A 23180-nucleotide genomic window follows, 5' to 3' on the forward strand; every position below is an offset into this window, starting at 1 on the left:
GCTAGACACCAAAACTAGTATAAAGCCTATTTTTCTAAAATAAAAGAGGAAAGGGGATACTCCCCTTTCCCCATTTGAGTATAGCTATAAAGTTTCGTTATCTTTTAAGAATTAAAGACCTTTAGAAGCAAGGTAGTCAGCAAGGTCAACTACGCGGTTAGAGTAACCACTTTCGTTGTCATACCAAGAGATAACTTTTACCATTTGGCCTTCCATTACCATTGTAGATAATGCGTCGATTGTTGAAGAGTGAGGGTTACCATTGTAGTCACCAGATACTAATGGCTCTTCGCTGTAAGCAAGGATTCCTTTAAGATCACCTTCAGCAGCTTCTTTAAGTGCTGCGTTTACTTCATCAACAGTTACTTCTTTGTCTAACTCAGCAACTAAGTCAACTAAAGAAACGTTAGGAGTTGGAACACGCATAGCTCCACCGTTTAATTTACCTTTTAATTCAGGTAATACTAGAGAAACAGCTTTTGCAGCACCAGTTGAAGTTGGGATGATGTTTTCAGCTGCCGCACGAGCACGACGGTAGTCTTTGTGTGGTAAATCTAAGATTTGTTGGTCATTTGTGTATGAGTGAACAGTTGTCATCATTCCACGTTTGATACCGAATTTATCATTTAATACTTTAGCGAATGGTGCTAAGCAGTTAGTTGTACAAGAAGCGTTAGAAATTACATCGTGGCTAGCTGCATCGTATTTGTCTTCGTTAACACCCATAACGATTGTGATATCTTCATCGCTTGCTGGAGCAGAGATGATTACTTTTTTAGCGCCTGCTTCTAAGTGTTTTGCAGCGTCAGCACGCTTAGTGAAGAAACCAGTAGATTCAACAACGATTTCAACACCTTGCTCACCCCAAGATAATTTCGCTGGGTCACGCTCAGCAGATACTTGGATTGTTTTTCCTTCAACTACAAGGTTGTTACCGTCAACAGAAACTTCTGCATCTAATTTTCCGTGAACAGTATCATATTTTAAAAGATGAGCTAACATGTTAGCATCTGTTAAGTCATTAACTGCTACAACGTCAACGTTAGGATTTTTTAAAGCTGCACGGAATACATTACGACCAATACGTCCAAAACCATTAATACCGATTTTTACTGCCATGATAAATTTCCTCCTTTAATTTTGTTCAGGCTATGTACCTTGAACACTTACATTAAGTTTGTTTCACCTTACTTAACACTTAAACAGTATAAAAAATTTATACCTAGTGTAGTTGTCTAGCTTCACCGCCTAGCCCCTCAAGGTCATAAGCCGCAAGTGAATAAAAGACAGAGAACGTCTTCCATTCACTTGCATCTTATGCTTGTCGGGGCTTTGCAAGGCGCTTCCGCTTTTTTTAAGCGAAACATATATAATCAGGGGTGTTTAGTCCCTTATTAACTCATTTGCTGCCCCTTCATCAGTGATAAGGACAGAGTCTAACCCTTGTTTCATATAGGCCTTTATTGCCTTTGCTTTTGATGCACCACCTGCTACAGCGATAACATTAGGTACTTCATCAATATCATCAAGCTGAATTCCCACAGTTTGAACTTTATGGACTATTTCTCCCTCTTGATCAAAATAGTAACCAAATGCCTCTGCAACAGCATTTCCTTGCTCAATTTTAAGGAAATCTTTCTCCGGAGTTTTCCGGCGCTCTGCCATTGTTTTAGCGTCTCCTATTCCATGGATGACCATACTTGAGGATTTCAGAATCGCTAAAAGCTCTTTTATAGAAGGCTCCTCGATGATTGATTGATATGCTTCTTTACTTAGTTGATCTGGTACATGTAACAGTCGATAATTTCCGCTTGCACGCTCTGCCATTTTTGCACAAATAGTGTTTGCTTGATTTTCCACTGTTTCACCAAGTCCTCCACGTGCTGGGACGAATAATATTTCACGGTTTTTACTATCAGGTGTCATCATTTCTGCTACCGATACGAGCGTTGTCCCACCAGTAACGGCGACGATATTTTTACCATTTAACCGTTCTTTTATACATGTCACACATGCTCTTCCCATTTCTTTTTTTACCCATGGAGATTGATCACTATCACCCGAAACAACGATAACTCTGTTTAATTGGAACTTCTCCTTTAATGTATTTTCCAAAGAAGATAATCCTAAAACATCTTTCATCATTTCTTCGAGATTAATAAGTAAAGAAGTGCCATCGTTTGTTAACGTCATACCTGATGTGTGGATCTCAATCAAATTCTGATCTTTTAAAAACTGAACTTCATTCCTTAGAATTCGTTCACTCAGGCCAAGACTAGTAGAGAGACTTCTGCGTCCAATCGGCTGCATTAATCGTATGTATTGAAGAATTTGATAGCGTTTTTGCATAACCGTTAACAGGTCAGGCAATAATTTTCTTTGTACTTCTATAAGTGATTTCATTTGCTATCCCTTTCTGAGTCGATATGGACCTATTTCGTCCCGCTATGACTTATTATGTCCCACCCACTCAAAAAAAAATCTCCCTGCTACAACTTTTATTTTAACAGGGTAAATTTGCATATTCAAGAAATGTTTATTGACTTTTTAAAGTAAGCGATTTCTTATGGAATCTTTATCCAAAATACCATAAGAAACAACCTCATTATCTATTTCCACCACTGGAATCATGATTTGGAACTTTTCCAGCAGTACATCATCTTTGTAAATATCCACCACTTCATAGTGAAAATCCAATTCTTTTTTTAGTTCATGTATGATCGTTAACCCTTTCTCACATAATGAACAGTTCTCTTTTGAATAAAAGGTTATTTTCTTCATTTACTGCTGCACTTCCATTTCGATAATTGGTATTAATACTCTTTTCTTATTGCTGATGTTGGAATATTTAATTGCTCTCTATATTTTGTTACGGTTCTCCTTGAAATACTAATATCATACAAGGTTTTTAACTCATTAGCTATTTTTTGGTCTGAAAGAGGTTTTTTCTTGTTCTCTGAATCTATTAATTTTTTCAGCTTCATTTTCACTGAAGCTGAGGAGATATCTCCATTTTCTTCAGCTACCTTGTTCGTAAAAAATGTTTTCATCATCACTAAGCCATGTGGAGTTTGAATGAACTTATCCTTCACCGTCCGACTAACTGTTGATTCATGAATATCTAAAATATCAGCAACTTCCTTTAATGTTAAGGGTTTTAAATGACTTTTCCCATGAATAAAAAAATCTTGTTGCTTTTGAATGATCACTTTCATTACATTAATCATCGTTTCTTTTCGCTGCTCAATCGCTCTTTGCAACCATTTTCCTTGTGTTAATTTTTTGGAATAATAGCTTTGAGCTTCTTCATCCAGTGAAAAGGGACCACTGCATTCGATTGGCTTGCTTATGAGTAGCTGGGGAATTAATTCATCATTATAAAGTATTCGCCACTCTCCATTAATCTGCTTAATTGTCATATCGGGCTTTACATATGTGCAGTCATCTGACTCATACTTTAAGCCTGGACGCGGTTCTAACTGCTTAACCAGATCATGTATCTCTTGTATCTTACTAATCTTAATATTTAACTTTTTTGACAAATCTCTCCAAGACTTCTCGGCAAATGAACGAAAGTGCTCAGAGATCATTATTTCAGCTAACTCATTGCGAATAGGCAGACGCCTTAACTGTAATAAAATACATTCTTGTAGTGAACGGGCACCAATACCTGCAGGCTCAAGGCTTTGTAAGAAATATAGTTTACTCTCCAGTAACTCCTCACTAACACCCAACACACTAGACAAATCTGTAAGGGAGTCCTTTACATATCCATTTGAACCAATTGCCTGAATTAACAGCTCAAGGCAAGCACGATCGTTTTTATTTAAGGAAAAATCGATCAGCTGTTGACGCAAATGCTCTCGTAAACTTGTTTTTTCTCTTAATGTATTCTCTATAAAGGATTGTTTAGTAGAAGATGATGGTTTCTGACGAAATGGAGAACGATCGTTTTCTCTTACTTCAATAAGTGGATTTTCCATTGTAAGTTCTTGCACATATGATAGAAGATCATCTGAGGAATACTGCAATAACGAAATGGCTTGTTGCAATTCTTGAGTCATATTTAGTTTTAAGGCTTGATGTTGCACTAACTCTATTCTCATTAAAAATCCCCCTAACACATTCTACACTATGCCTTCAAAGAGTAAGCGCTTACAGTTTATTTTACTAATATTGTAGTCTCTATGACAAGTACTTTTATTAAACTGGAAATAAAAAACGATTCCTCACAGCATACTGTTGGTCTTTACATAGTATGTCGGGATTATAAAATCATACGTTTTTTTGTCAGGTTTGGCGCTTAAGGTAATAGCCCAAACCTGACAATTTCTAACGATCTATAATGGGAAAAGTCTTATTCTAGTGAATTTGCGATATTATCAAAGAAGTGAATACCTTTATTTGATACCTCTGCGTTTACCACGTTGCCAAGGTTTGTACGCTGGATTAACCCTTCTTCATACATCTCTTCACATATTTTTTCGAAATCTTCTGAGGTTAAATTGCACTCTTCGGCAGTAGGAATATTACCGTTTATTAGAGAAGATAAAATGGCTGCTTTTCCGTTTATTACATATAGGTCATCGTACATACTCACACCTCCTCGACTACATTATCAGTCAGTGGTGGAAACGATATACATGCTTGTAAAAATTTAAAGTTTATAGTTGGCATAACGAAAGAAGCCTCCTGAAATATCGTATTCAGGAGGCTTCTTTCATGTGACGCGCTCGGAGGGATTCGAACCCCCGGCAGACGTGGTACCGGAAACCACCGCTCTATCCGACTGAGCTACGAGCGCACATTAATATATCAGTATGGAAAATTATACGGGAACTTTAACTTAATTTCAACTGCCTTTTTCTGTGATTATTTCCAACACAAAATCAAAAAATCAATTCACAAAATGTTGTTCTAATTTTATACATTTTAGGTATAATTTAGGGTGTAGTAAAAAAGGAGGAGAAAAAGCATGACTATTTACACATTTTTATTGATTATCCATCTTGTTGCGGCTGTTGTAGGGCTTGGGGCTACATTTGGTATGCCAGTATTAATGAGCAATGTAAAAACTGTATCACAAGCTCAGTTTGCTCATAAGGTTTCTAAAGGCATTGAAAAGTTCGCAAAGGTGGGAAGCATCACATTATTACTTACAGGAATTATTATGGCCATCATCAATCCTTATCTTTTTAAAGAAGTTTGGTACATAGCTTCTCTTGTTATTTACATAGCTGTTCAACCAATCACAGCTGGAATTCTCCCTAAAAAAGAAAAGCAACAATTAAAGTCGCTTGAAAACCATGAAGGTGAGGAGTTACCAGAAGAGTATACAAAACTGGCAAAACAGCTCATTCCATTTAATAATGTTTTACATGCATCAGCGGTTATTTTAATTGTTTTAATGACCGTGAAACCATTTTAATCGTTTTTGTTTTCGGCAGGCCTTTTGTGGTCTGTCTTTTTTATGATTCCGTTAAATTCACAATTTTAGAAGATCTATTAAGTATCGAAAAAAGTATTCACTCAGTTTGAAAAACAACAAATGTGGGAAACATGATTACATGTTATCGTGACCGCATACATAGTATAGTATAGACATCAATGATGGCAATTAAAAATTCATCGTAAAGCATTGGTCTTTTCGTTTGACCTTTATTGACCATAGTTGTATGATGGAGATACATAAGATTTACCTATTTCAAAACATGTTTTATGTGTGAAGTTCTAAAGGATTACATATTAAACCTTATACCCTTTAGAACAAACCTAATCTTTCTTAAAATAAAGGAGGAATATGAAATGAATTTAATCCCTACAGTTATTGAACAAACAAACCGTGGTGAGCGTGCTTATGACATTTACTCACGTCTTTTAAAGGACCGTATCATTATGCTTGGAAGCGGCATCGACGATAATGTTGCAAATTCAATTGTATCACAGCTACTGTTTTTAGAAGCTGAAGATCCAGAAAAAGATATCTCAATTTACATCAACAGCCCTGGTGGATCCATCACAGCAGGTATGGCAATCTACGATACAATGCAATTCATTAAACCACAAGTATCAACGATTTGTATTGGTATGGCTGCTTCAATGGGTGCATTCTTACTTGCAGCTGGTGAAAAAGGTAAACGTTATGCTCTTCCAAACAGTGAAGTGATGATTCACCAACCACTTGGTGGCGCACAAGGTCAAGCAACGGAAATTGAAATTGCTGCAAAACGTATCTTATTCTTACGTGACAAATTAAACAGAATTCTTTCTGATCGTACAGGTCAAGATCTAGAGGTTATCGAACGCGATACAGAGCGTGACAACTTCATGACTGCTGATCGTGCGTTAGAATATGGTTTAATTGACAAAGTGTTAGATCGTAATACGTTAAGTAAATAAGATTAGATGAAGTAGGTCCCAATCCGATTTGATAGTGATTGGGGCTTTTTTGTTTTAGATTGAGGGCATATAAGCACTGAGTCACGGAGGTAGGAGATGGAGCTTATGTCTTATGTGATCAGTTGCTCTTTCTTGTAATTGAGTCACATCTTCTCTTTCCTGGTTTAGTCTTGTCCTGATTCTCGTACTATCGAGACATAAGTGCTCTTTCCTACCCTGGGTTTGTCCCGATTGTCGCACTATCCAGACACATCTTCTCTTCCCTATCCTATTTGTGTCCCGATTCTCGCACTATCGAGACACATCTTCTCTTTCCTCCCCTTTGTTTGTCCCGATTCTCGCACTATTGAGACACATCATCTCTTTCCTGCCCGATTTGTGTCCCGATTCCCGCACTATCCAGACACATCTTCTCTTCCCTATCCTATTTGTGTCCCGATTCCCGCACTATCCAGACACATCCTCTCTTCTCTCTCCCATTTGTGTCCCGATTCCATCACTATCGAGACACAATTCCTATTTCCTCCCCTATTCGTGTCCCGATTCCCGCACTATCGAGACACATCTTCTCTTCCCTGCCCGATTTGTGTCCCGATTCCCGCACTATCGAGACACATCTTCTCTTCCCTATCCTATTTGTGTCCCGATTCCTGCACAATCGAGACACACCTTCTCTTCCCTCCAGATTAAGTCCGTATAATTGTGTAAAAAGAAAAAGGGTTCATTTTATTCACTCTTGGCTACAATGTTTTCAGCTACGATAAACATGAAAAGAGGAATAAGATGACCCAGTTACAGTTTAACCTAGATTTGGAAGTTTTAAAAGATTCTGTATTAAATTCTGATATTGATGCAGTAGTTAAATCAGCAATTGTTTTGGTCTTAAATGAGTTTATGGAAAAAGAGAGAGATGATTATCTACATGCTGCTTCTTATGAACGCTCTGCAGCCCGTCGTGACTATCGCAACGGCTACTATGAACGTGAATTAATTATGAGTATCGGCAAGATACAACTCAAGGTGCCGAGAACTCGTGATGGTGAGTTTTCGACTACAGTTTTTGAAAAATATGCTAGATGTGATCAAGCTTTAGTGATCTCCATGTTGGAAATGGTTATTAATGGGGTCTCAACACGCAAGGTAACACAAATAGTTGAACAGCTATGTGGTAAATCTGTCTCAAAATCGTTTGTTTCTTCATTGACCTTGAAATTAGATCCAATCGTAAATGATTGGGCAAAGCGTCCTTTAAACGTCAAATATTATCCCTATCTTTTTGTAGATGCCATGTATATCAAAGTGAGAGAACACCATAAGGTGGTCTCAAAGGCTGTTTATATTGCCACAGCTATTACAGATAAGGGCCAGCGTGAAATACTTGGTCTAAGTATTGATCATGCAGAGAATTACGAGAGTTGGAGTCGCTTCCTTCAACAGCTAAAATCACGAGGACTTCAGTCTCCGAAACTAGTGATATCAGATGCTCACCAAGGCTTACAAAAAGCCATACAACGTGAATTTTTAGGTACTAGCTGGCAAAGGTGTAATGTTCATTTTAAAAGGAACATTATTGAAAAGTTGCCCAAAAAGGATTCAGCTGATATTCGTATGATGATCAAGCGTGTGTTTGAGGCAATCACTGTTGAAGATATCAGAACCTTTAAGAATGAACTGATGACTCAATTTGGAAATAATCCAAAGTACGAAAAGGCTCTTACTATTTTCGATGAAGGGTTCGAAGATACCATTCAATATATGAATCATCCAGTGAATATGCGCCCTCATATACGAAGTACGAACTCTCTTGAACGATTAAATCAAGAAGTACGAAGAAGAGAAAGAGTTATTCGTATCTTCCCAAACACACAATCTGCTTTTCGTTTAGTAGGAGCTGTTTTAATGGAATACCAAGAATCTGTTTACTCTACAAAATCTATAAGAAGATGCTAATTTTTTCGTAGCTTCCATTATGGAATGATCACATATCCAGGAAAGACTGTCAAAGTGAGGAACCTTTGACAGCCTTCCCTGGATATGTAAGTGAAAGCCCATGGAATTTACGCAAAAAAAAATGTAGGGGATAATACACATATCCAAATGTAGTAGTTGAAAACATTGTATTAAATTTACACAATATTCTGGACTTGACTTCCCTCCACGATTTGTGTCCCGATTCTCGCACTATCGAGACACATCTTCTCTTCCCTATCCTATTTGTGTCCCGATTCCTGCACAATCGAGACACACCTTCTCTTCCCTACACGATTTGTGTCCGATTCCCGCACTATCGAGACACATCTTCCCTTTCCTCCCCTATGATTGTCCCGATTCTCACACTATCGAGACAGTACTCCCACACTTCCCCCAAAAACATAAAAAAAAAGCAGACATTATAATCAATGTCTGCTTCTTCTAACAAATTACCCTTCTTGTTGCACAAACTTCGCTAAAGCTTCAACAGCCTCTTGCTCGTCGTTCCCCTCTGCAATTAAATTAATAACTGCACCAGTGCTAACCGCTAAGCTCATGAGTCCCATAATACTTTTTGCGTTTACTTTTTTGCCGTCTTTTTCTAAAAACACATCAGATGCAAAACGATTTGCTTCTTGAACAAATAATGCAGCTGGACGTGCTTGTAAACCTGTTTTAAGATTTACTTCTACTTGCTTTTCAACCATAGTAATCTCCTCTTCTCTTCTTTAAATTTTTTATTTTTATTTTAGTGAAAACGGTTGACCAGTTCTTAATTGCTCAGCTATTTGATCTAGCTTACGTAGTCGATGATTGATACCCGATTTGCTGATGGTACCACTTGATACCATTTCACCTAGCTCTTTTAACGTGACATCTTGATATTCGACTCTAAGCTTGGCGATTTCCCTTAGTTTATCCGGTAAAGCATCTAAGCCTATTTTATCATCAATAAAGCGAATATTCTCTACCTGTCTGAGTGCGGCACCAATTGTTTTGTTAAGATTGGCTGTTTCACAGTTCACCAGACGATTCACCGAGTTTCTCATGTCTCGAACAATGCGGACATCTTCAAATCGAAGCAGTGCTTGATGGGCACCAATGACATTTAAAAACTCTGTGATTTTTTCTGCTTCTTTTAAATACGTGATAAAGCCTTTTTTACGCTCTAACGTTTTGCTATTCAAATCAAATGTATTCATTAACTCACAAAGAGAATCGTTATGCTCTTTATATAGTGAGAAAATTTCAAGGTGATAGGATGAGGTTTCCGGGTTATTAACGGAGCCTCCAGCAAGAAATGCGCCTCTTATATAAGAGCGTTTGCAACATTTCTTTTTCACAAGATCTTCAGAAATTCTATGATAGAAGGTAAAACCCTCATCTAAAATATTAAGATCCTCTAATATCGTTTTTGCTTGTTCAACAAGTCTTACAATATAAACATTGTTTTTCTTCAAACGCATTTTCTTTCGAACAAGAAGCTCCACTGATACTTGATATTGCTTTTTTAACAAAGTATAAATTCTTCTGGCAATCGCTGCATTTTCTGTTTGAATATCTAAAACCAGCATTTTGTTTGAAAATGACAACGATCCATTCATTCGAATTAAAGCTGATAACTCAGCTCGTAAGCAGCATGGTTTTAGTTCTAGATTCGTTAATTCTTTTTTCGTTTCAGATGCAAATGACAACTCTGCACCCCCATTCTTTACCTGGAACCCGCGTTAGTCTTCTTGAAGAATTCCATATAATAGCTTTGCAACTTTATTTGTGTCATGTCGAATGACACTATTCTCATAACAAACAATATTGTCTGTTATCACTTCAAGACCTAGTGATTTTAACCTTTCAATATCATAATGAACAGGCTTCGCAAGCTCCTCTTCATATAATGACTTTATGTTCTCAGGTATTTCTTCTTCATTTACGAGAATGGTATCAATAAATGATTCATTCATATGCTCATACAATGCTTTCACATGGTCACTTGCAGAGTAATTTAATGTTTCTCCTGCCTGTGTCATCACATTACAGATGTATACCTTTTTCGCTTTTGCTTTGCAAACTTCTTCTCCTATTTTCGGTACAAGAAGATTCGGTAAGATACTTGTGTACAAGCTGCCTGGACCAATGACAATTAAATCAGCTTCTCTGATCACATCAATTGTTTCAGGAAGAGGCTCAATTTCGGTAGGGCTCAAAAACACCTTTTTAATTCTTTTACCTGAGAAAGGAATTTTTGATTCTCCTGATACAATTGTGCCATCTTCCATTTCTGCGTTTAACACAACACTAGAATTAGCAGCTGGTAAAACTTTTCCTCGTACATTTAAGACAGTACTCATTTCTTTAATTGCATGAACAAAATCACCAGTAATGTTCGTCATAGCAGCTAAAATGAGATTCCCTAAGGAATGGCCAATGAGATTATTCCCTTTATTGAAACGATGTTGAAATAGCTCTTCAACGAGTGGTTCAACATCAGATAAAGCAGCTAATACATTTCGGATATCTCCAGGAGGTGGAATATTTAACTCATTTCGGAGCCTGCCCGAGCTCCCGCCATCATCAGCAACAGTCACAATGGCCGTAATATCAACAGGAAAGTGCTTTAACCCTCTTAATAAAACGGATAACCCTGTACCGCCACCGATAATCACAACTTTAGGCAAATGTTCTGTCATCCTTAGTGATTCTTTCTCTTCTCAATATCTCGGTGTGAGACTTGAGTATGATAGTCTTGGTGAAAATGTTTTACAAGATATTCAGCGAGTGTTACTGAGCGATGTTGACCTCCTGTACAACCAATCGCAATAACAATTTGACTTTTTCCTTCACGTTTATAATAAGGCAGTATGAATGTGAGCAAATCTATAAGCTTTTCAAGAAACTTTTGTGTTTCATTCCACTTTAACACGTATGAAGAAACCTCTTCCTGCAAGCCCGTTTTTGGCCTCATATGCTCTATATAATGAGGATTTGGTAAGAAACGAACATCAAAGACAAGATCAGCATCGATTGGGATTCCATATTTAAATCCAAATGATGTTACATTCACGGTAAACGTGTGTTGAACACTTGAAGAAAATTGCTTAAGGATTTTTTCACGTAACTCTCTTGGCTTTAAATCTGATGTATCATAGATTAATTGTGCTCTACCCTTCATCTCTTCTAACAGTTCTCGCTCTAAGCCAATCCCTTCTAATGGAAGACCTTTAGAAGCTAACGGATGTGAGCGCCTTGTTTCCTTATATCTTGTGACAAGAGTAGAGTCTTTCGCATCAAGGAATAAAATATGGGGTGTTACCCATGAGTTTTCCGGTAGATCATCAAGTGCTTTAAATAAACTATCGAAAAACTCTCTTCCACGAAGATCCATAACTAATGCGACTTTATTCATTTTAGAGCCTGATTCTTTCATTAACTCCAAAAACTTTGGTAATAGGGTTGGCGGCAAGTTGTCCACACAGAAGTAACCTAAGTCTTCAAAACTTTGAATAGCAACTGTTTTTCCTGCGCCAGACATGCCAGTAATAATTACCATCTGCACATCTTGCTGTAACATCTGTTGCTCGTTTTGCTCGACAGTCATTCCATCTCTCCTCCTCTCATTTCTCCTGCTACATGTAACGTATCATAATTTCATTCATTCTTTGTAAATTTTGTAAGCAAATATGCCGGTTTATTGTGGATCCAAACGATAAGATAGTAGTTCAAAATCTGGAGTATATGTAAAGGTCCCGTAAAGCATTCCTGTACCTTTCATCACATAATCCAGGATGTGGTGGTCTCCAGGTGCCATCGGTAACTCCTGAACCGCTTCTTTATCATGCCATTTAATTGTTCCTTCTTCTGATTCTCCTACATTCGTTCCTTGATAATCAGTCGCTAAGAAGGTAAACATCATCCATTCTGAAACAATATCTTTTCCGTCTTGTATGATGAACGTAAAAATACCTTTTAATTGAGGGTTTTTTATATAGATTCCTGTTTCTTCCCTATATTCACGTGTGACAGTATCCTTTACAGATTCCCCCAGTTCCATTTTCCCACCGGGAGCTACCCACCAACCTCTTCTAGGCTTTTGTAGGAGAAGAACCTTGTTTCCTTCCATTAAGACGCAGTTGGTTACTCTTTGCAAATTCTTCACCTCTATTATTCACATGACATTGGAATTTTTCCTCATTTTATCTCGTACTTTACTTTTGTTTATTATACTATGTTCAAATAATCTATACAACGAACACGATTAGCTTTTCAATTGGTAAAAAAAGAGGAATTTACTATATGTATATACGGATAAGATGGAAATCTGTTTCATTTTTTTAAAAAGAAATAAAAACAGGTTGAAGAACAAAAAAAGGGAGCACGGGAAAGGGCGCCCATGCTCGAAATTAAGTCTATTTATAAAAGGGGGTCAATTACTATTTATATAGTACCTCATAATTGTTTCAGTCATGTTACAGGAGAGTTAAAACACAATTACGAAATTGTTAACCGCCTTTCGACATTCTTTTACGTTTGTAATATTTATTTATTCACCTTAAGTTTTTCAACTAATTCCTCTACATAGTGTTGAGCACTTTGAGCCGCAATACTACCGTCACCTGTAGCTGTCACAATTTGACGGAGCATTTTTTCACGGATATCTCCTGCTGCAAAAATCCCCTCAACTCTTGTTTCCATACGGTCATTTGTTTCAATATAGCCCATTTCATTCGTAATCCCAAGGCTTTCAAACGGCTTTGATAGTGGAACCATTCCGATATAGATGAACACACCATCTGTTTTGAATTCTTGCTCTTCTCCATTTTGTGTGTTCACTAAGGTCACTTTGCCAACCTTGCCGTCTACATCATGAATTTCTTTTACTGTATGATTCCAGATAAAGTCAATCTTTTCATTATCAAATGCACGTTGCTGAAGAATTTTTTGCGCTCTTAATTCATCACGACGGTGAACAATTGTAACCTTTGAAGCGAATCGAGTTAAATAAACACCCTCTTCTACTGCTGAATCACCGCCACCAACAACAACTAATTCTTTTCCTTTAAAGAAAGCACCATCACAAACTGCGCAATAAGATACGCCACGTCCACCTAATTCTTTTTCTCCAGGAACACCGATTTTCTTGTATTCTGCACCTGTTGCAATAATGATGCTTCTTGTTTTATATTCTTTTTTCCCAGCTTTTACTGTTTTGTATTCTTCACCATCAATAATTTCCTGTATATCACCGTACGCATATTCAGCACCAAATTTTTTTGCATGATCAAACATTTTTGTTGATAATTCAGGTCCTAATATATGATCAAAGCCCGGATAGTTTTCAACTTCCTCTGTATTTGCCATCTGGCCTCCCGGTATTCCACGCTCAATCATTAACGTTGATAAATTCGCACGAGACGTATAAACAGCAGCTGTCATTCCAGCGGGACCTGCTCCTGCAATGATAACGTCATAAATTTTTTCTTCTGACACGTTGTTCACTCCTTAAAATGACCTTTACTTTGATTATCTGCCAATACGAGAAGACACATACACCCTTTTACTACCGTCTTCATCATTTTGCCTTATAGACATCGTATAAAATATAGTGAAATCATGCCATATTTTTGCTCATTACGGAGCGGGAGGATGAATTTGAACTTAAATCGTAGGGATTTCTGATGAGATGATGTATTCCAAACAGCCATGTTACGGTTTATCCGCGATTTTCCTACTTTTATCCGCGATTCTGTGAATTTATCCGCGATTTCACACTTTTATCCGCGATTCTGTGAATATATCTGCGTTTTTAATTCACACATAAAAAAACCCGCCCTCTCTTAGGCAGGTTTCATTTAAGCTAAAATACTTTTCACAAGCTTTACATACTTTCCTACAGACGAGACCGATGTGCCATACTCAGAAGCAATAACAGTTTGTGTAATTGACTGGTTCGCTTGGCTTCTCCATACATAGTCCAGAGCAGCAGCCCAGCCTTGATAGTTTTTTAGCGAGTAATTTTGTTTATAAGCTTTCATTAAAATACGGAATGAGAACAAAAATAATTCATCATGCTCGGAATGAACGAATAAAGACTCTGCTATTTGATAGAGAGACGAGACCTGATCATATGAATCAAAATGTTTAGATAAAGCTAGTTTGATGAATTCCTTTTCAAGCTGTGATTGTGGGACAGCTGATGATTGATATTCATGTAGTTGATCGAGATTTTTTGTTTGTATGGCCAAGAAAATTGCGTATAGGCGCTCTTCTAGTGTCATATTGCTCACTCGCTGATTTGAATCTGCGTTCAAATTCCACGGCTCTGAGCCTGCTTTATCTTTATTTTCCTTTAATACTCGCTCCCACATTTGCTCAGAGAATGATACATTTCCTGTAAAATAAGCTGCATATGATAGCCAATAGTAGAATACTTCATCACCTTCGTAGCCTTGCTTGTGTAGTGAACGAAGCCATTTGTATGCTAAAGGATAATAGCCAACTAAAGCAAATGTTGCCCCCAATTTATAGCGATGTTCGAATAAAAGCGGGTGTACAGTCGATAGAGTATTTGCAAGCTCCTCAACCTTGTCATCCTGGCGTTCATAATAATAGAATACTAAAAGATTACAATAAGCATGTAAATTGCCTGGATTCCGTTCAAGGACAGTTTGCAGGTACTCTTTGGCTTTTTCCACTTCTCCGACATAAAAATAGGCTAAAGATAAGTTGTTGTGTGCCGACCAAAATTCAGGGTATTCAGCAACAATTTCCTCAAGAAGTAAAATCGCTTCTTCAAACTGACTTGTTTCAAGTAGTGATTTGGCCGCATCCTGTTTTAAAATTAAATCATCAGGATCTTTTAAAAATGGCTCTTCATCATCATCTTCCATCGTTAAAAGATCAATAAGATCTTCATTTTCTTCAGTAAACTCACCATATGGCTCTTTATTTGCATATTCAGTCGCACACTTGTAGGCTTCCTGAAATAACCCAAGATGTGCGTAGTTATTTGCCATTAAATAATGACATTCCGTCATATCCTGATCAAGCTCTTTAAGTATGTGTGATAGCAATTCATTTGATTGGCTGTATTTCCCCATATCTGTATAAATGGCTGCTAGCTGTGACAGCTTCATTGAGTCATTCGGATCTAACTCAATGCTCTTTTGTAAATATTTACTTGCCTTTTCATAGTTATATTCACGATATGCCTTTAGGCCCTTATTATAATAATATTGTCCATCTTGGAGAAACGGGACAACCTGTGCTCTTTTTTGTTGTTTGCTCAATTGTCTTCCCACTGAGATCCTCCATTTCATTAAATTCCCGTACGTAAGTATACCACAAGATTCTTCATCAAAATAGTAGATATTTCGATGCACATAGAGATATCTCAACAACATGGCTTCATAAAACGTTGGATTTTTCAAAAAGACATATCATTATATGCAGAAGTTAGTGTAATATTCTTTTTGTAACAACATAAAGGCAATCGCCCTTATAAACGATTGCCTTCATCAGCCTATTTTGAAGCATGTCTCTCCTCTAAAACCTTTAACACATCATCTAGAGGTAATTTCTGCTCTCGCAATAAAACCATTAAGTGAAATACCAAATCAGCCACTTCCCATTTCAACTCGTCATGGTCACGGTTTTTAGAAGCAATAATGACTTCCCCTGCTTCTTCTCCAACCTTCTTCAAAATTTTATCTACACCTTCAGTGAATAAGTAAGTTGTATACGAACCTTCTGGAAGCTCACTTTCACGTTCAGCAATTAATTTCTCTAATGTATTTAAAATCTGGAAACGATCTTGTGCTGGTGTTACTTCTTGTTTCTCAATGGTTTCACTAAAGCATGTATATGCACCTGTATGACATGCTGGACCTTGAGGCTGAACAAGAACAAGAATTGCATCTTGATCACAATCATATCTCATTTCAACCACTTTTTGTGTATTCCCAGACGTTGCACCTTTGTGCCAAAGTTCTTGTCTAGAACGGCTGTAAAACCAAGTTTCCTTCGTATCCAACGTTTTTTGTAACGATTCTTCATTCATATAAGCTAGCGTTAACACTTCTTTACTCGCTGCATCTTGTACGATTGCCGGAACCAAGCCATTTTGGTCAAATTTAACGTTCATCGTACATTCACCCCCTGTTGATCTAAATATGCTTTTACTTCTTTAACCGATGTTTCTTTGTAATGAAAAATCGAAGCAGCTAGAGCAGCATCTGCTTTTCCTTCTTGAAAAGCATGTAAAAAGTGCTCAGCATTTCCAGCTCCACCTGACGCAATAACTGGAACAGTGACCGCTTCACTAACCGCTTTATTTAGGGCGATATTAAAGCCGCTTTTTTCTCCATCACTATCCATGCTTGTGAGGAGAATTTCCCCGGCACCACGTTTCACAGCTTCCTTTGCCCAGTCCACAACTTCCCATTCAGTTGCATTTCGGCCACCATGAGTAAACACTCTCCAGCTGCCTAATTCTTCATCATATTTCGCATCAATTGCGACAACGATACACTGAGAGCCAAAGAAGCCAGCTCCCTCTGTAATAAGCTCCGGATTTACTAAAGCCGCTGTGTTTAAGGAAACCTTATCGGCACCTGCACGAAGAATTCTTTTCATATCTTCGAGTGAGTTAATTCCTCCTCCAACTGTAAAAGGAATCGCTAGCTGAGCAGCAACCTGTTCTACAACATCAACCATTGTTTTTCGGCCTTCATGTGAAGCTGAAATGTCCAAAAAAACAAGCTCATCTGCACCTTCTTGGTCATAAAACTTGGCAAGCTCAACTGGGTCACCTGCGTCTCTTAGTCCTAAAAACTGAATTCCTTTTACAACTCGTCCTTCTTTTACATCTAAGCATGGTATGATTCGTTTTGTAATCATGATGTTTTTCCTACCTTTAAAGCATCAGTAAGAGAAAATTGATTTGTGTATAGCGCCTTTCCTACAATCGCTCCCGCAACACCTTCTTGCTGATATTCAGCAAGAGTCTCTAAATCTTTTAATGAGCTTACCCCACCAGAAGCAATTACTTCTTTTCCTGTTGCTTTTGCCATTTCAACGACCGCATCCACATTAGGTCCAGAAAGCATTCCGTCTGTTGCGATATCTGTAAAAATAAACACCTCGGCACCTGCAGCAGCAAGCTCTTTTCCAAGATCTGTTGCTTTCACATTTGATGTATTCAACCAGCCCTCTGTTGACACATAACCATCTTTCGCATCAATACCAATTGCGATTTTTTCTCCATATGTAGCTAGCATTTTTTTCACAAAATCAGGATTAGAAATTGCTGCACTACCTAAAATCACTCGGCCAACTCCGTTTGAAAGGTAGAACTCTACATCTTCCTCCGTACGAATGCCACCACCAATTTGAATTTTAGCTGATAGTTTCGTAGCTGCATCAATGACATGCTGATGGTTTACAAGCTTACCTGCTTTCGCTCCATCTAAATCTACCATATGAATCCAGCTTGCTCCTTGGTCATCAAACGTCTTCGCCATATCAAAAGGAGAGTCACCGTACACCGTTTCCTTGTTATAATCACCTTGAAGCAATCGCACGCATTTGCCGCCGCGCATATCAATTGCCGGATAAATAATAAATTGGCTCATCGTTTTTCTCCCTCCACAATGCTGATGTAATTTTCTAAAATGGCTAATCCCAGTTCACTGCTTTTTTCCGGGTGGAATTGTGTCCCATACACATTATCACGTCCAACAACAGCTGGGACCTCTACCCCATAGCTTGCCGTGGCTAACAATGTATCTTGATCTGCTGCATCCACATAATAAGAATGAACAAAATAAGCATAACCACTGGAAAGACCTGCAAGTAACGGGCTGTCATTTTTCATATTTAAGTTGTTCCAGCCCATATGTGGCACTTTAAGTTGCTCACCGCCTGCTAACTCAGGTATTCTAATAACTTTACCAGGTAAGAAAGCAAGCCCCTTCGCTTCCCCGTTCTCAATACTTTCCTCAAAAAGCAACTGCATCCCCAAGCAAATACCTAACAAAGGTTTGCCTTCTTCTACAACTTTTTGAATAAAGCTTGTTAAGCCTGTTTCGTCTAAAATGGACATTGCATCTTTAAAAGAACCTACTCCAGGTAAAATGTAGCCGTCAGCTTTAGCCAGTTCCTTTTCATCACTTGAAAGAATATAGTCAGCATTCATACGCTCTAACGCTTTACTTACGCTGTATAAATTACCCATTCCATAATCAATAATCGCGATCATGCTTATAACATCCCTTTCGTTGAAGGAAGTACCCCTTCCATACGCGGGTCAATACTTGTTGCCTCATCCAATGCTCTTGCTAATGCTTTAAAAATCGCTTCAATAATGTGGTGTGTATTATGACCGTAGTGAACAATCACATGTAAATTCATGCGTGCCTCAAGAGCCAGCTTCCATAAAAATTCATGAACATTCTCTGTATCGAATGTGCCGACTTTAGGACTTGGCAGTTCAGCGCGAAACTCAAGATGTGGACGGTTACTCAAGTCAACTACAACTTGTGCTAACGCCTCATCCATCGGAACAAATGCATTTCCGTAACGTTTAATGCCACGTTTATCGCCTAATGCCTCACGCAATGCGTTTCCAAGGCAAATGCCGATATCTTCTGTTGTGTGGTGATCGTCGATTTCAACATCTCCATTTGCATTTACCGTTAAATCAAATTGCCCGTGCTTTGTAAAAAGATCAAGCATATGATCCATGAATGGCACATCTGTTTTAAGAGATGATTGACCTGTTCCATCTATATTAAAAGACAGTGAAATTTGCGTTTCTTTCGTTTGACGTTCAATCGATGCTGTTCTTGTCATATTCATTTCTCCTCCTTATTTAAGTCGTTCTTCCATTGCGCGTGCATGTGCTTCTAAACCTTCTAAGCGTGCAAGCTTTGCAACTTTTGAATAGTTATTTAAAAATGCTTTTTCACTATAAGAAATAATGCTGGATTTTTTCATAAAATCATCAACATTTAATGGACTTGAAAAACGTGCCGTACCATTCGTTGGCAACACATGGTTAGGACCTGCGAAATAGTCACCGACTGGCTCAGAGCTATATCTTCCAAGGAAAATGGCTCCAGCGTGACGGATATCATTTAAGCTCCCCAATGGATTTTCCGTTAACACCTCAAGATGCTCAGGAGCTAGCTCATTAACAACCGCAATTGCTGTTTCCAAATCATCCGCAACATAAATGTGACCGTATGCTTCAACAGATGCCTTTGCAATCTCTTTTCTAGGGAGCGTTTCTACTTGCTTTTCCACTTCCGCTTTCACTTCTTCAGCCTGTTTCATTGATGTTGTGACAAGAATACTAGATGAATTTTTATCATGCTCAGCCTGTGACAGGAGATCTGCTGCAATTTCGTTTGGTTTAGCTGTTTCATCTGCTAGTACCACAATTTCACTTGGACCTGCAATCATGTCGATATCAACAATGCCGAACACTTCACGCTTCGCAAGGGCAACAAAAATATTACCAGGACCCATAATCTTATCAACTGCCGCAATCGTTTCCGTTCCATACGCTAACGCAGCAATTGCTTGAGCGCCGCCAACTTTATATATTTCAGAAATGCCAAGCTCCTTCGCCGCAACTAAAACACCTGCCGGTAGTGTTCCTTGCTCATTTGGAGGAGAAGTGATGACTATTCTTTTCACCCCTGCGACTTGGGCCGGAATGACATTCATTAAAACTGAAGATGGATAGGCTGCTGTCCCACCTGGTACATACACACCTACTGCATCTAAAGCTGTAATTTTTTGTCCAAGCATCGTGCCGTTATCATCATAGCTGATCCAAGATTCTCTTTTTTGCTTTTCATGAAATACACGAATATTAGCTGCTGCTTCACGGATAATCTCAACTAATTCTTCATCAAGTGTTTCGTATGCAGCTGTAAATTCCTCTTCGGTTACTTTAAGGTTAGACAAGTTAACGCGATCGAATTTTTCTGTATAAGAAAAAAGAGCTGAATCTCCTTCTTCTCGAACGGTTGCGATAATTGATTGAACAATTTTACGTTGATCTTCTGTTCCCGTATCAATCGTTCTTCTTAGTGATACCTTTTTGTCTGTAATTTGAGTAATCTTCATTCACTTATCCTCCAATTACTTTCGATAAACGTTCCACTAGCTCATCAATCGGTTCATCCTTCATACGATAGCTCACCGGATTTACAATAAGACGTGATGTAATATGGCAAATATGCTCAAGCTCCACTAAGCCATTTTCTTTTAATGTTCGTCCTGTTGAAACGATGTCAACAATTCGGTCAGCCAAGCCAATTAAAGGGGCAAGCTCAATTGAACCATTTAGTTTAATAATTTCAACCTGCTCACCTTGCTCACGGAAATAGCTTGAAGCAACTTTCGGATATTTTGTTGCTACTTTTGGAGCTACATCTGATAGTTTGGCATTCGGAAGACCAGCAACAGCTAAGTAGCATTCGCTAATCTTCAGATCCAGCACCTCATACACGTCACGATCTTCCTCAAGCATAACGTCTTTTCCAGCAATTCCAACGTCAGCCACACCGTGCTCAACATATGTGACAACGTCCATTGGCTTAGCCAAGATAAAGCGAATATTCTCATTTGGAACATCTAAAATTAATTTTCTTGATTCATCAAACTCAGGAGGAAGCTGATAATCTGCTTTACGAAGCATATCTGCTGCCTCTTCAAAAATTCTTCCCTTTGGCATCGCAATCGTTAATAACTGACTCATCCTACAGCTCCTCCTTTCTTGATCCGATAAAATAGCTTACTTCTTCAAATTTCTTCGTATAGGCATCAACATCTTTAATACCTGTGATATCCTGCATCACCACTCGTTTGCCATCTTCACGTAGCTCTGTTGCAAACGAAATCGCTTCAACACGTCGTTCTTGACTATAAATTACACATTGAAGTTTAGCCTCTTCTGTTTCATTAAGTGCTTCAATCAATCGATCAAGGTGAAGACCAAAACCTGTTGCTGGTGCAGCACGATTGAATTTCTCGAATAAGTGGTCATAACGTCCACCATTTCCGATGATAAAACCAACATTGTCAGCGTACACCTCAAATAAAACACCCGTATAATAGCTCATATGACTCACAATATTTAAATCTAGCTTTAAATAGTCTGTAACTTGATATGCTTCAAGCGCATTCCATAATTGAGAAACTTCTTCTAATGAACTTCGTGCTTCTTGAGAGGTAACAAGCTCCTTCGCCTCATCTACCTTCTCGATCCCACCACGTAATTTTAGTAATGTAAATAAACGTTCTTTATCAATTGATGATAATGGCAAGCCCTTCACATGCTCACGATAGCCAACATAATTTTTCTCATAAAGAAAACGTCTTAACACGTCTGCACGTTCTTGATTGCCAAGTACCTCTTTGAATAAGGCGTTAGCATATCCAATATGACCGATTGCAATTTTAAAGTTCTTAAGTCCAGCTTTCTTTAAAACAGAAATCATTAACGCAATGGCTTCAGCATCTGCGCTTGTCGTTCCGTCACCAATTAATTCAACACCCACTTGTTCAAACTCAGCCGGGCGGCCACCTTCGTTCTGCTGTGCACGGAAAACATTTGCAGAGTAAGCAAGGCGCTGCGGATAAAGATTATTAAATAATTTCGATGCAGCCACACGTGCGATTGGTGCTGTCATATCCGGACGCAGCACTAAAGTATGACCTTGTTGATCTAGCAATTTAAAAAGCTGTTGATCTAATATCGCAGACTGTACTCCGACGGTTTCGTAATATTCAAGAGTCGGTGTTTCAATAAATTCAAAACCCCATGCTTCTATCTCATTCGTCATCGCACGACGAGTCTTCTTCTTTACTTCATATAAATTTGGTAATGTATCAACCATTCCAAGCGGTTTTTCAAACATAAACATGTGTGTCTGTACCCCCGTCATTGTTTACTTATCATTAATTTTCAGAATCCTTTACCTCGCTAATATGCTAATATACTACCAAAGTGAAGGAGCTTTTTCAAGGAAATCATGCTTATTTTGGATATAAAAGGCTATTTAATTTCACGCGCTATTCTGACTTCTTTAGTTAAACAAACGTTTAATTAAATGTTAATAGAGTGGTGGTGTGCCTGTGGTGTTGCATATTAATTGGGCCTTTATCTTTATGAAGGTTATTTCTCGTGATTGCTGTACCTGTTTTGGGCTTCATACGCTTATGAAGACCTTTTCTCGTGCTTGCCACTCCCGGTTTGGTCTTCATCAACCTTATGAAGACCATTTCTCGTGCTTGCTCCTCCCGGTTTGGTCTTCATCGTGCTTATGAAGACCATTTCCCGTGCTTGCTACTCTTGGTTTGGTCTTCATCAACCTTATGAAGACCATTTCCCGTGCTTGCTACTCTTGGTTTGGTCTTCATCAACCTTATGAAGACCTTTTCCCGTGCTTGCTACTCTTGGTTTGGTCTTCATCAACCTTATGAAGACCTTTTCCCGTGCTTGCTACTCTTGGTTTGGTCTTCATTAACCTTATGAAGACCATTTCTCGTGCTTGCTCCTCCCGGTTTGGTCTTCATCGTGCTTATGAAGACCATTTCCCGTGCTTGCTACTCTTGGTTTGGTCTTCATCGACCTTATGAAGACCATTTCCCGTGCTTGCTACTCCCGGTTTGGTCTTCATCAACCTTATGAAGACCTTTTCCCGTGCTTGCTACTCTTGGTTTGGTCTTCATCAACCTTATGAAGACCATTTCTCGTGCTTGCTACTCTTGGTTTGGTCTTCATCAACCTTATGAACGACACT

23 protein-coding genes and 1 tRNA gene are annotated in these 23180 nt (G+C 38.4%); 3 read left to right on the top strand and 21 right to left on the bottom strand.

The window, feature by feature from the left end:
• Positions 1-111 precede the first annotated feature (111 nt).
• The 6 genes from gap to LPC09_RS21760 all read right to left on the bottom strand — a co-directional run bounded on the left by gap (position 112) and on the right by LPC09_RS21760 (position 4804).
• On the bottom strand, positions 112-1119 hold the full coding sequence (gene gap, locus LPC09_RS21735; protein ID WP_098797854.1) for a type I glyceraldehyde-3-phosphate dehydrogenase: 1008 nt from the start codon (positions 1117-1119) through the stop codon (positions 112-114).
• 264 nt (positions 1120-1383) lie between these two features.
• Positions 1384-2403: a sugar-binding transcriptional regulator gene (locus LPC09_RS21740; RefSeq protein WP_231308267.1), complete on the bottom strand. Its 1020-nt coding sequence runs from the start codon at positions 2401-2403 to the stop codon at positions 1384-1386.
• 144 nt (positions 2404-2547) lie between these two features.
• Positions 2548-2781, bottom strand: a complete 234-nt coding sequence (locus LPC09_RS21745; protein ID WP_098797856.1) for a glutaredoxin family protein — start codon at positions 2779-2781, stop codon at positions 2548-2550.
• A 32-nt stretch (positions 2782-2813) separates the two neighbouring features.
• Entirely contained in the window at positions 2814-4106 is a 1293-nt protein-coding gene (gene rpoN, locus LPC09_RS21750) for an RNA polymerase factor sigma-54 (protein WP_098797857.1), read from the bottom strand.
• 251 nt (positions 4107-4357) lie between these two features.
• The gene (locus tag LPC09_RS21755) at positions 4358-4594 is read right to left on the bottom strand and encodes a hypothetical protein (protein ID WP_098797858.1); all 237 of its coding nucleotides are present in this window, start codon (positions 4592-4594) and stop codon (positions 4358-4360) included.
• Between the two features lie 134 nt (positions 4595-4728).
• Positions 4729-4804: transfer RNA gene (locus tag LPC09_RS21760), tRNA-Arg, on the bottom strand.
• Positions 4805-4975: 171 nt separating this feature from the next.
• Here LPC09_RS21760 and LPC09_RS21765 point away from each other — a divergent pair.
• From LPC09_RS21765 to LPC09_RS21775, 3 genes are all read left to right on the top strand, one after another.
• Entirely contained in the window at positions 4976-5428 is a 453-nt protein-coding gene (locus tag LPC09_RS21765; RefSeq protein WP_098797859.1) for a DUF2269 family protein, read from the top strand.
• A 377-nt stretch (positions 5429-5805) separates the two neighbouring features.
• Positions 5806-6399, top strand: a complete 594-nt coding sequence (gene clpP / locus LPC09_RS21770) for an ATP-dependent Clp endopeptidase proteolytic subunit ClpP (protein ID WP_098797860.1) — start codon at positions 5806-5808, stop codon at positions 6397-6399.
• Positions 6400-7182: 783 nt separating this feature from the next.
• Positions 7183-8349 carry an IS256 family transposase gene (locus LPC09_RS21775; RefSeq protein ID WP_098798984.1) on the top strand — a complete coding sequence of 389 codons (1167 nt, stop codon included), beginning with the start codon at positions 7183-7185 and terminating at the stop codon, positions 8347-8349.
• Between the two features lie 470 nt (positions 8350-8819).
• On the opposite strand, the gene LPC09_RS21780 is transcribed toward LPC09_RS21775, so the two are convergent.
• The 15 genes from LPC09_RS21780 to LPC09_RS21850 form a co-directional block, all read right to left on the bottom strand.
• On the bottom strand, positions 8820-9077 hold the full coding sequence (locus LPC09_RS21780) for an HPr family phosphocarrier protein (protein WP_098797861.1): 258 nt from the start codon (positions 9075-9077) through the stop codon (positions 8820-8822).
• 36 nt (positions 9078-9113) lie between these two features.
• Entirely contained in the window at positions 9114-10064 is a 951-nt protein-coding gene (gene whiA, locus LPC09_RS21785; RefSeq protein ID WP_231308268.1) for a DNA-binding protein WhiA, read from the bottom strand.
• A gap of 33 nt (positions 10065-10097) precedes the next feature.
• Entirely contained in the window at positions 10098-11057 is a 960-nt protein-coding gene (locus LPC09_RS21790) for a gluconeogenesis factor YvcK family protein (RefSeq protein ID WP_098797863.1), read from the bottom strand.
• Between the two features lie 2 nt (positions 11058-11059).
• Positions 11060-11965, bottom strand: a complete 906-nt coding sequence (gene rapZ, locus LPC09_RS21795; protein ID WP_231308270.1) for an RNase adapter RapZ — start codon at positions 11963-11965, stop codon at positions 11060-11062.
• Positions 11966-12055: 90 nt separating this feature from the next.
• A complete protein-coding gene (locus LPC09_RS21800) occupies positions 12056-12523 on the bottom strand; it encodes an 8-oxo-dGTP diphosphatase (RefSeq protein WP_098797864.1) in 468 nt (155 codons plus the stop codon).
• Positions 12524-12903: 380 nt separating this feature from the next.
• On the bottom strand, positions 12904-13854 hold the full coding sequence (gene trxB / locus LPC09_RS21805; RefSeq protein WP_231308271.1) for a thioredoxin-disulfide reductase: 951 nt from the start codon (positions 13852-13854) through the stop codon (positions 12904-12906).
• Positions 13855-14216: 362 nt separating this feature from the next.
• Positions 14217-15665 carry a tetratricopeptide repeat protein gene (locus LPC09_RS21810; protein ID WP_231308272.1) on the bottom strand — a complete coding sequence of 483 codons (1449 nt, stop codon included), beginning with the start codon at positions 15663-15665 and terminating at the stop codon, positions 14217-14219.
• 221 nt (positions 15666-15886) lie between these two features.
• On the bottom strand, positions 15887-16507 hold the full coding sequence (hisIE, locus tag LPC09_RS21815; RefSeq protein ID WP_098797867.1) for a bifunctional phosphoribosyl-AMP cyclohydrolase/phosphoribosyl-ATP diphosphatase HisIE: 621 nt from the start codon (positions 16505-16507) through the stop codon (positions 15887-15889).
• Entirely contained in the window at positions 16504-17262 is a 759-nt protein-coding gene (hisF, locus tag LPC09_RS21820) for an imidazole glycerol phosphate synthase subunit HisF (RefSeq protein ID WP_098797868.1), read from the bottom strand. The genes hisIE and hisF overlap by 4 nt, the downstream gene beginning before the upstream one ends.
• Positions 17259-17996, bottom strand: a complete 738-nt coding sequence (hisA, locus tag LPC09_RS21825) for a 1-(5-phosphoribosyl)-5-[(5-phosphoribosylamino)methylideneamino]imidazole-4-carboxamide isomerase (protein ID WP_098797869.1) — start codon at positions 17994-17996, stop codon at positions 17259-17261. Before hisA ends, hisF begins: the two co-directional genes overlap by 4 nt.
• Positions 17993-18628 carry an imidazole glycerol phosphate synthase subunit HisH gene (hisH, locus tag LPC09_RS21830; protein ID WP_176551109.1) on the bottom strand — a complete coding sequence of 212 codons (636 nt, stop codon included), beginning with the start codon at positions 18626-18628 and terminating at the stop codon, positions 17993-17995. Before hisH ends, hisA begins: the two co-directional genes overlap by 4 nt.
• A complete protein-coding gene (hisB, locus tag LPC09_RS21835; RefSeq protein WP_098797871.1) occupies positions 18625-19215 on the bottom strand; it encodes an imidazoleglycerol-phosphate dehydratase HisB in 591 nt (196 codons plus the stop codon). The genes hisH and hisB overlap by 4 nt, the downstream gene beginning before the upstream one ends.
• Before the next feature lie 15 nt (positions 19216-19230).
• On the bottom strand, positions 19231-20499 hold the full coding sequence (gene hisD, locus LPC09_RS21840; RefSeq protein WP_098797872.1) for a histidinol dehydrogenase: 1269 nt from the start codon (positions 20497-20499) through the stop codon (positions 19231-19233).
• Positions 20500-20503: 4 nt separating this feature from the next.
• Positions 20504-21133, bottom strand: coding sequence for an ATP phosphoribosyltransferase (gene hisG / locus LPC09_RS21845; protein WP_098797873.1), 630 nt, complete (start codon positions 21131-21133; stop codon positions 20504-20506).
• Position 21134: 1 nt separating this feature from the next.
• Positions 21135-22301, bottom strand: a complete 1167-nt coding sequence (locus LPC09_RS21850) for an ATP phosphoribosyltransferase regulatory subunit (protein ID WP_442920001.1) — start codon at positions 22299-22301, stop codon at positions 21135-21137.
• Positions 22302-23180 lie beyond the last annotated feature (879 nt).

The sequence above is a fragment of the Metabacillus sp. B2-18 genome, assembly GCF_021117275.1.
Classification (GTDB): Bacteria; Bacillota; Bacilli; order Bacillales; family Bacillaceae; genus Metabacillus.

What these genes read in the sequence shown, in the direction of transcription:
- gap (WP_098797854.1), bottom strand. Translation starts at nt 1,119, where the DNA reads ATGGCAGTAAAAATCGGTATTAATGGTTTTGGACGTATTGGTCGTAAT.
- LPC09_RS21740 (WP_231308267.1), bottom strand. Translation starts at nt 2,403, where the DNA reads ATGAAATCACTTATAGAAGTACAAAGAAAATTATTGCCTGACCTGTTA.
- LPC09_RS21745 (WP_098797856.1), bottom strand. Translation starts at nt 2,781, where the DNA reads ATGAAGAAAATAACCTTTTATTCAAAAGAGAACTGTTCATTATGTGAG.
- rpoN (WP_098797857.1), bottom strand. Translation starts at nt 4,106, where the DNA reads ATGAGAATAGAGTTAGTGCAACATCAAGCCTTAAAACTAAATATGACT.
- LPC09_RS21755 (WP_098797858.1), bottom strand. Translation starts at nt 4,594, where the DNA reads ATGTACGATGACCTATATGTAATAAACGGAAAAGCAGCCATTTTATCT.
- LPC09_RS21765 (WP_098797859.1), top strand. Translation starts at nt 4,976, where the DNA reads ATGACTATTTACACATTTTTATTGATTATCCATCTTGTTGCGGCTGTT.
- clpP (WP_098797860.1), top strand. Translation starts at nt 5,806, where the DNA reads ATGAATTTAATCCCTACAGTTATTGAACAAACAAACCGTGGTGAGCGT.
- LPC09_RS21775 (WP_098798984.1), top strand. Translation starts at nt 7,183, where the DNA reads ATGACCCAGTTACAGTTTAACCTAGATTTGGAAGTTTTAAAAGATTCT.
- LPC09_RS21780 (WP_098797861.1), bottom strand. Translation starts at nt 9,077, where the DNA reads ATGGTTGAAAAGCAAGTAGAAGTAAATCTTAAAACAGGTTTACAAGCA.
- LPC09_RS21790 (WP_098797863.1), bottom strand. Translation starts at nt 11,057, where the DNA reads ATGACAGAACATTTGCCTAAAGTTGTGATTATCGGTGGCGGTACAGGG.
- rapZ (WP_231308270.1), bottom strand. Translation starts at nt 11,965, where the DNA reads ATGACTGTCGAGCAAAACGAGCAACAGATGTTACAGCAAGATGTGCAG.
- hisIE (WP_098797867.1), bottom strand. Translation starts at nt 16,507, where the DNA reads ATGAACGTTAAATTTGACCAAAATGGCTTGGTTCCGGCAATCGTACAA.
- hisF (WP_098797868.1), bottom strand. Translation starts at nt 17,262, where the DNA reads ATGATTACAAAACGAATCATACCATGCTTAGATGTAAAAGAAGGACGA.
- hisA (WP_098797869.1), bottom strand. Translation starts at nt 17,996, where the DNA reads ATGAGCCAATTTATTATTTATCCGGCAATTGATATGCGCGGCGGCAAA.
- hisB (WP_098797871.1), bottom strand. Translation starts at nt 19,215, where the DNA reads ATGACAAGAACAGCATCGATTGAACGTCAAACGAAAGAAACGCAAATT.
- hisD (WP_098797872.1), bottom strand. Translation starts at nt 20,499, where the DNA reads ATGAAGATTACTCAAATTACAGACAAAAAGGTATCACTAAGAAGAACG.
- hisG (WP_098797873.1), bottom strand. Translation starts at nt 21,133, where the DNA reads ATGAGTCAGTTATTAACGATTGCGATGCCAAAGGGAAGAATTTTTGAA.
- LPC09_RS21850 (WP_442920001.1), bottom strand. Translation starts at nt 22,301, where the DNA reads ATGTTTATGTTTGAAAAACCGCTTGGAATGGTTGATACATTACCAAAT.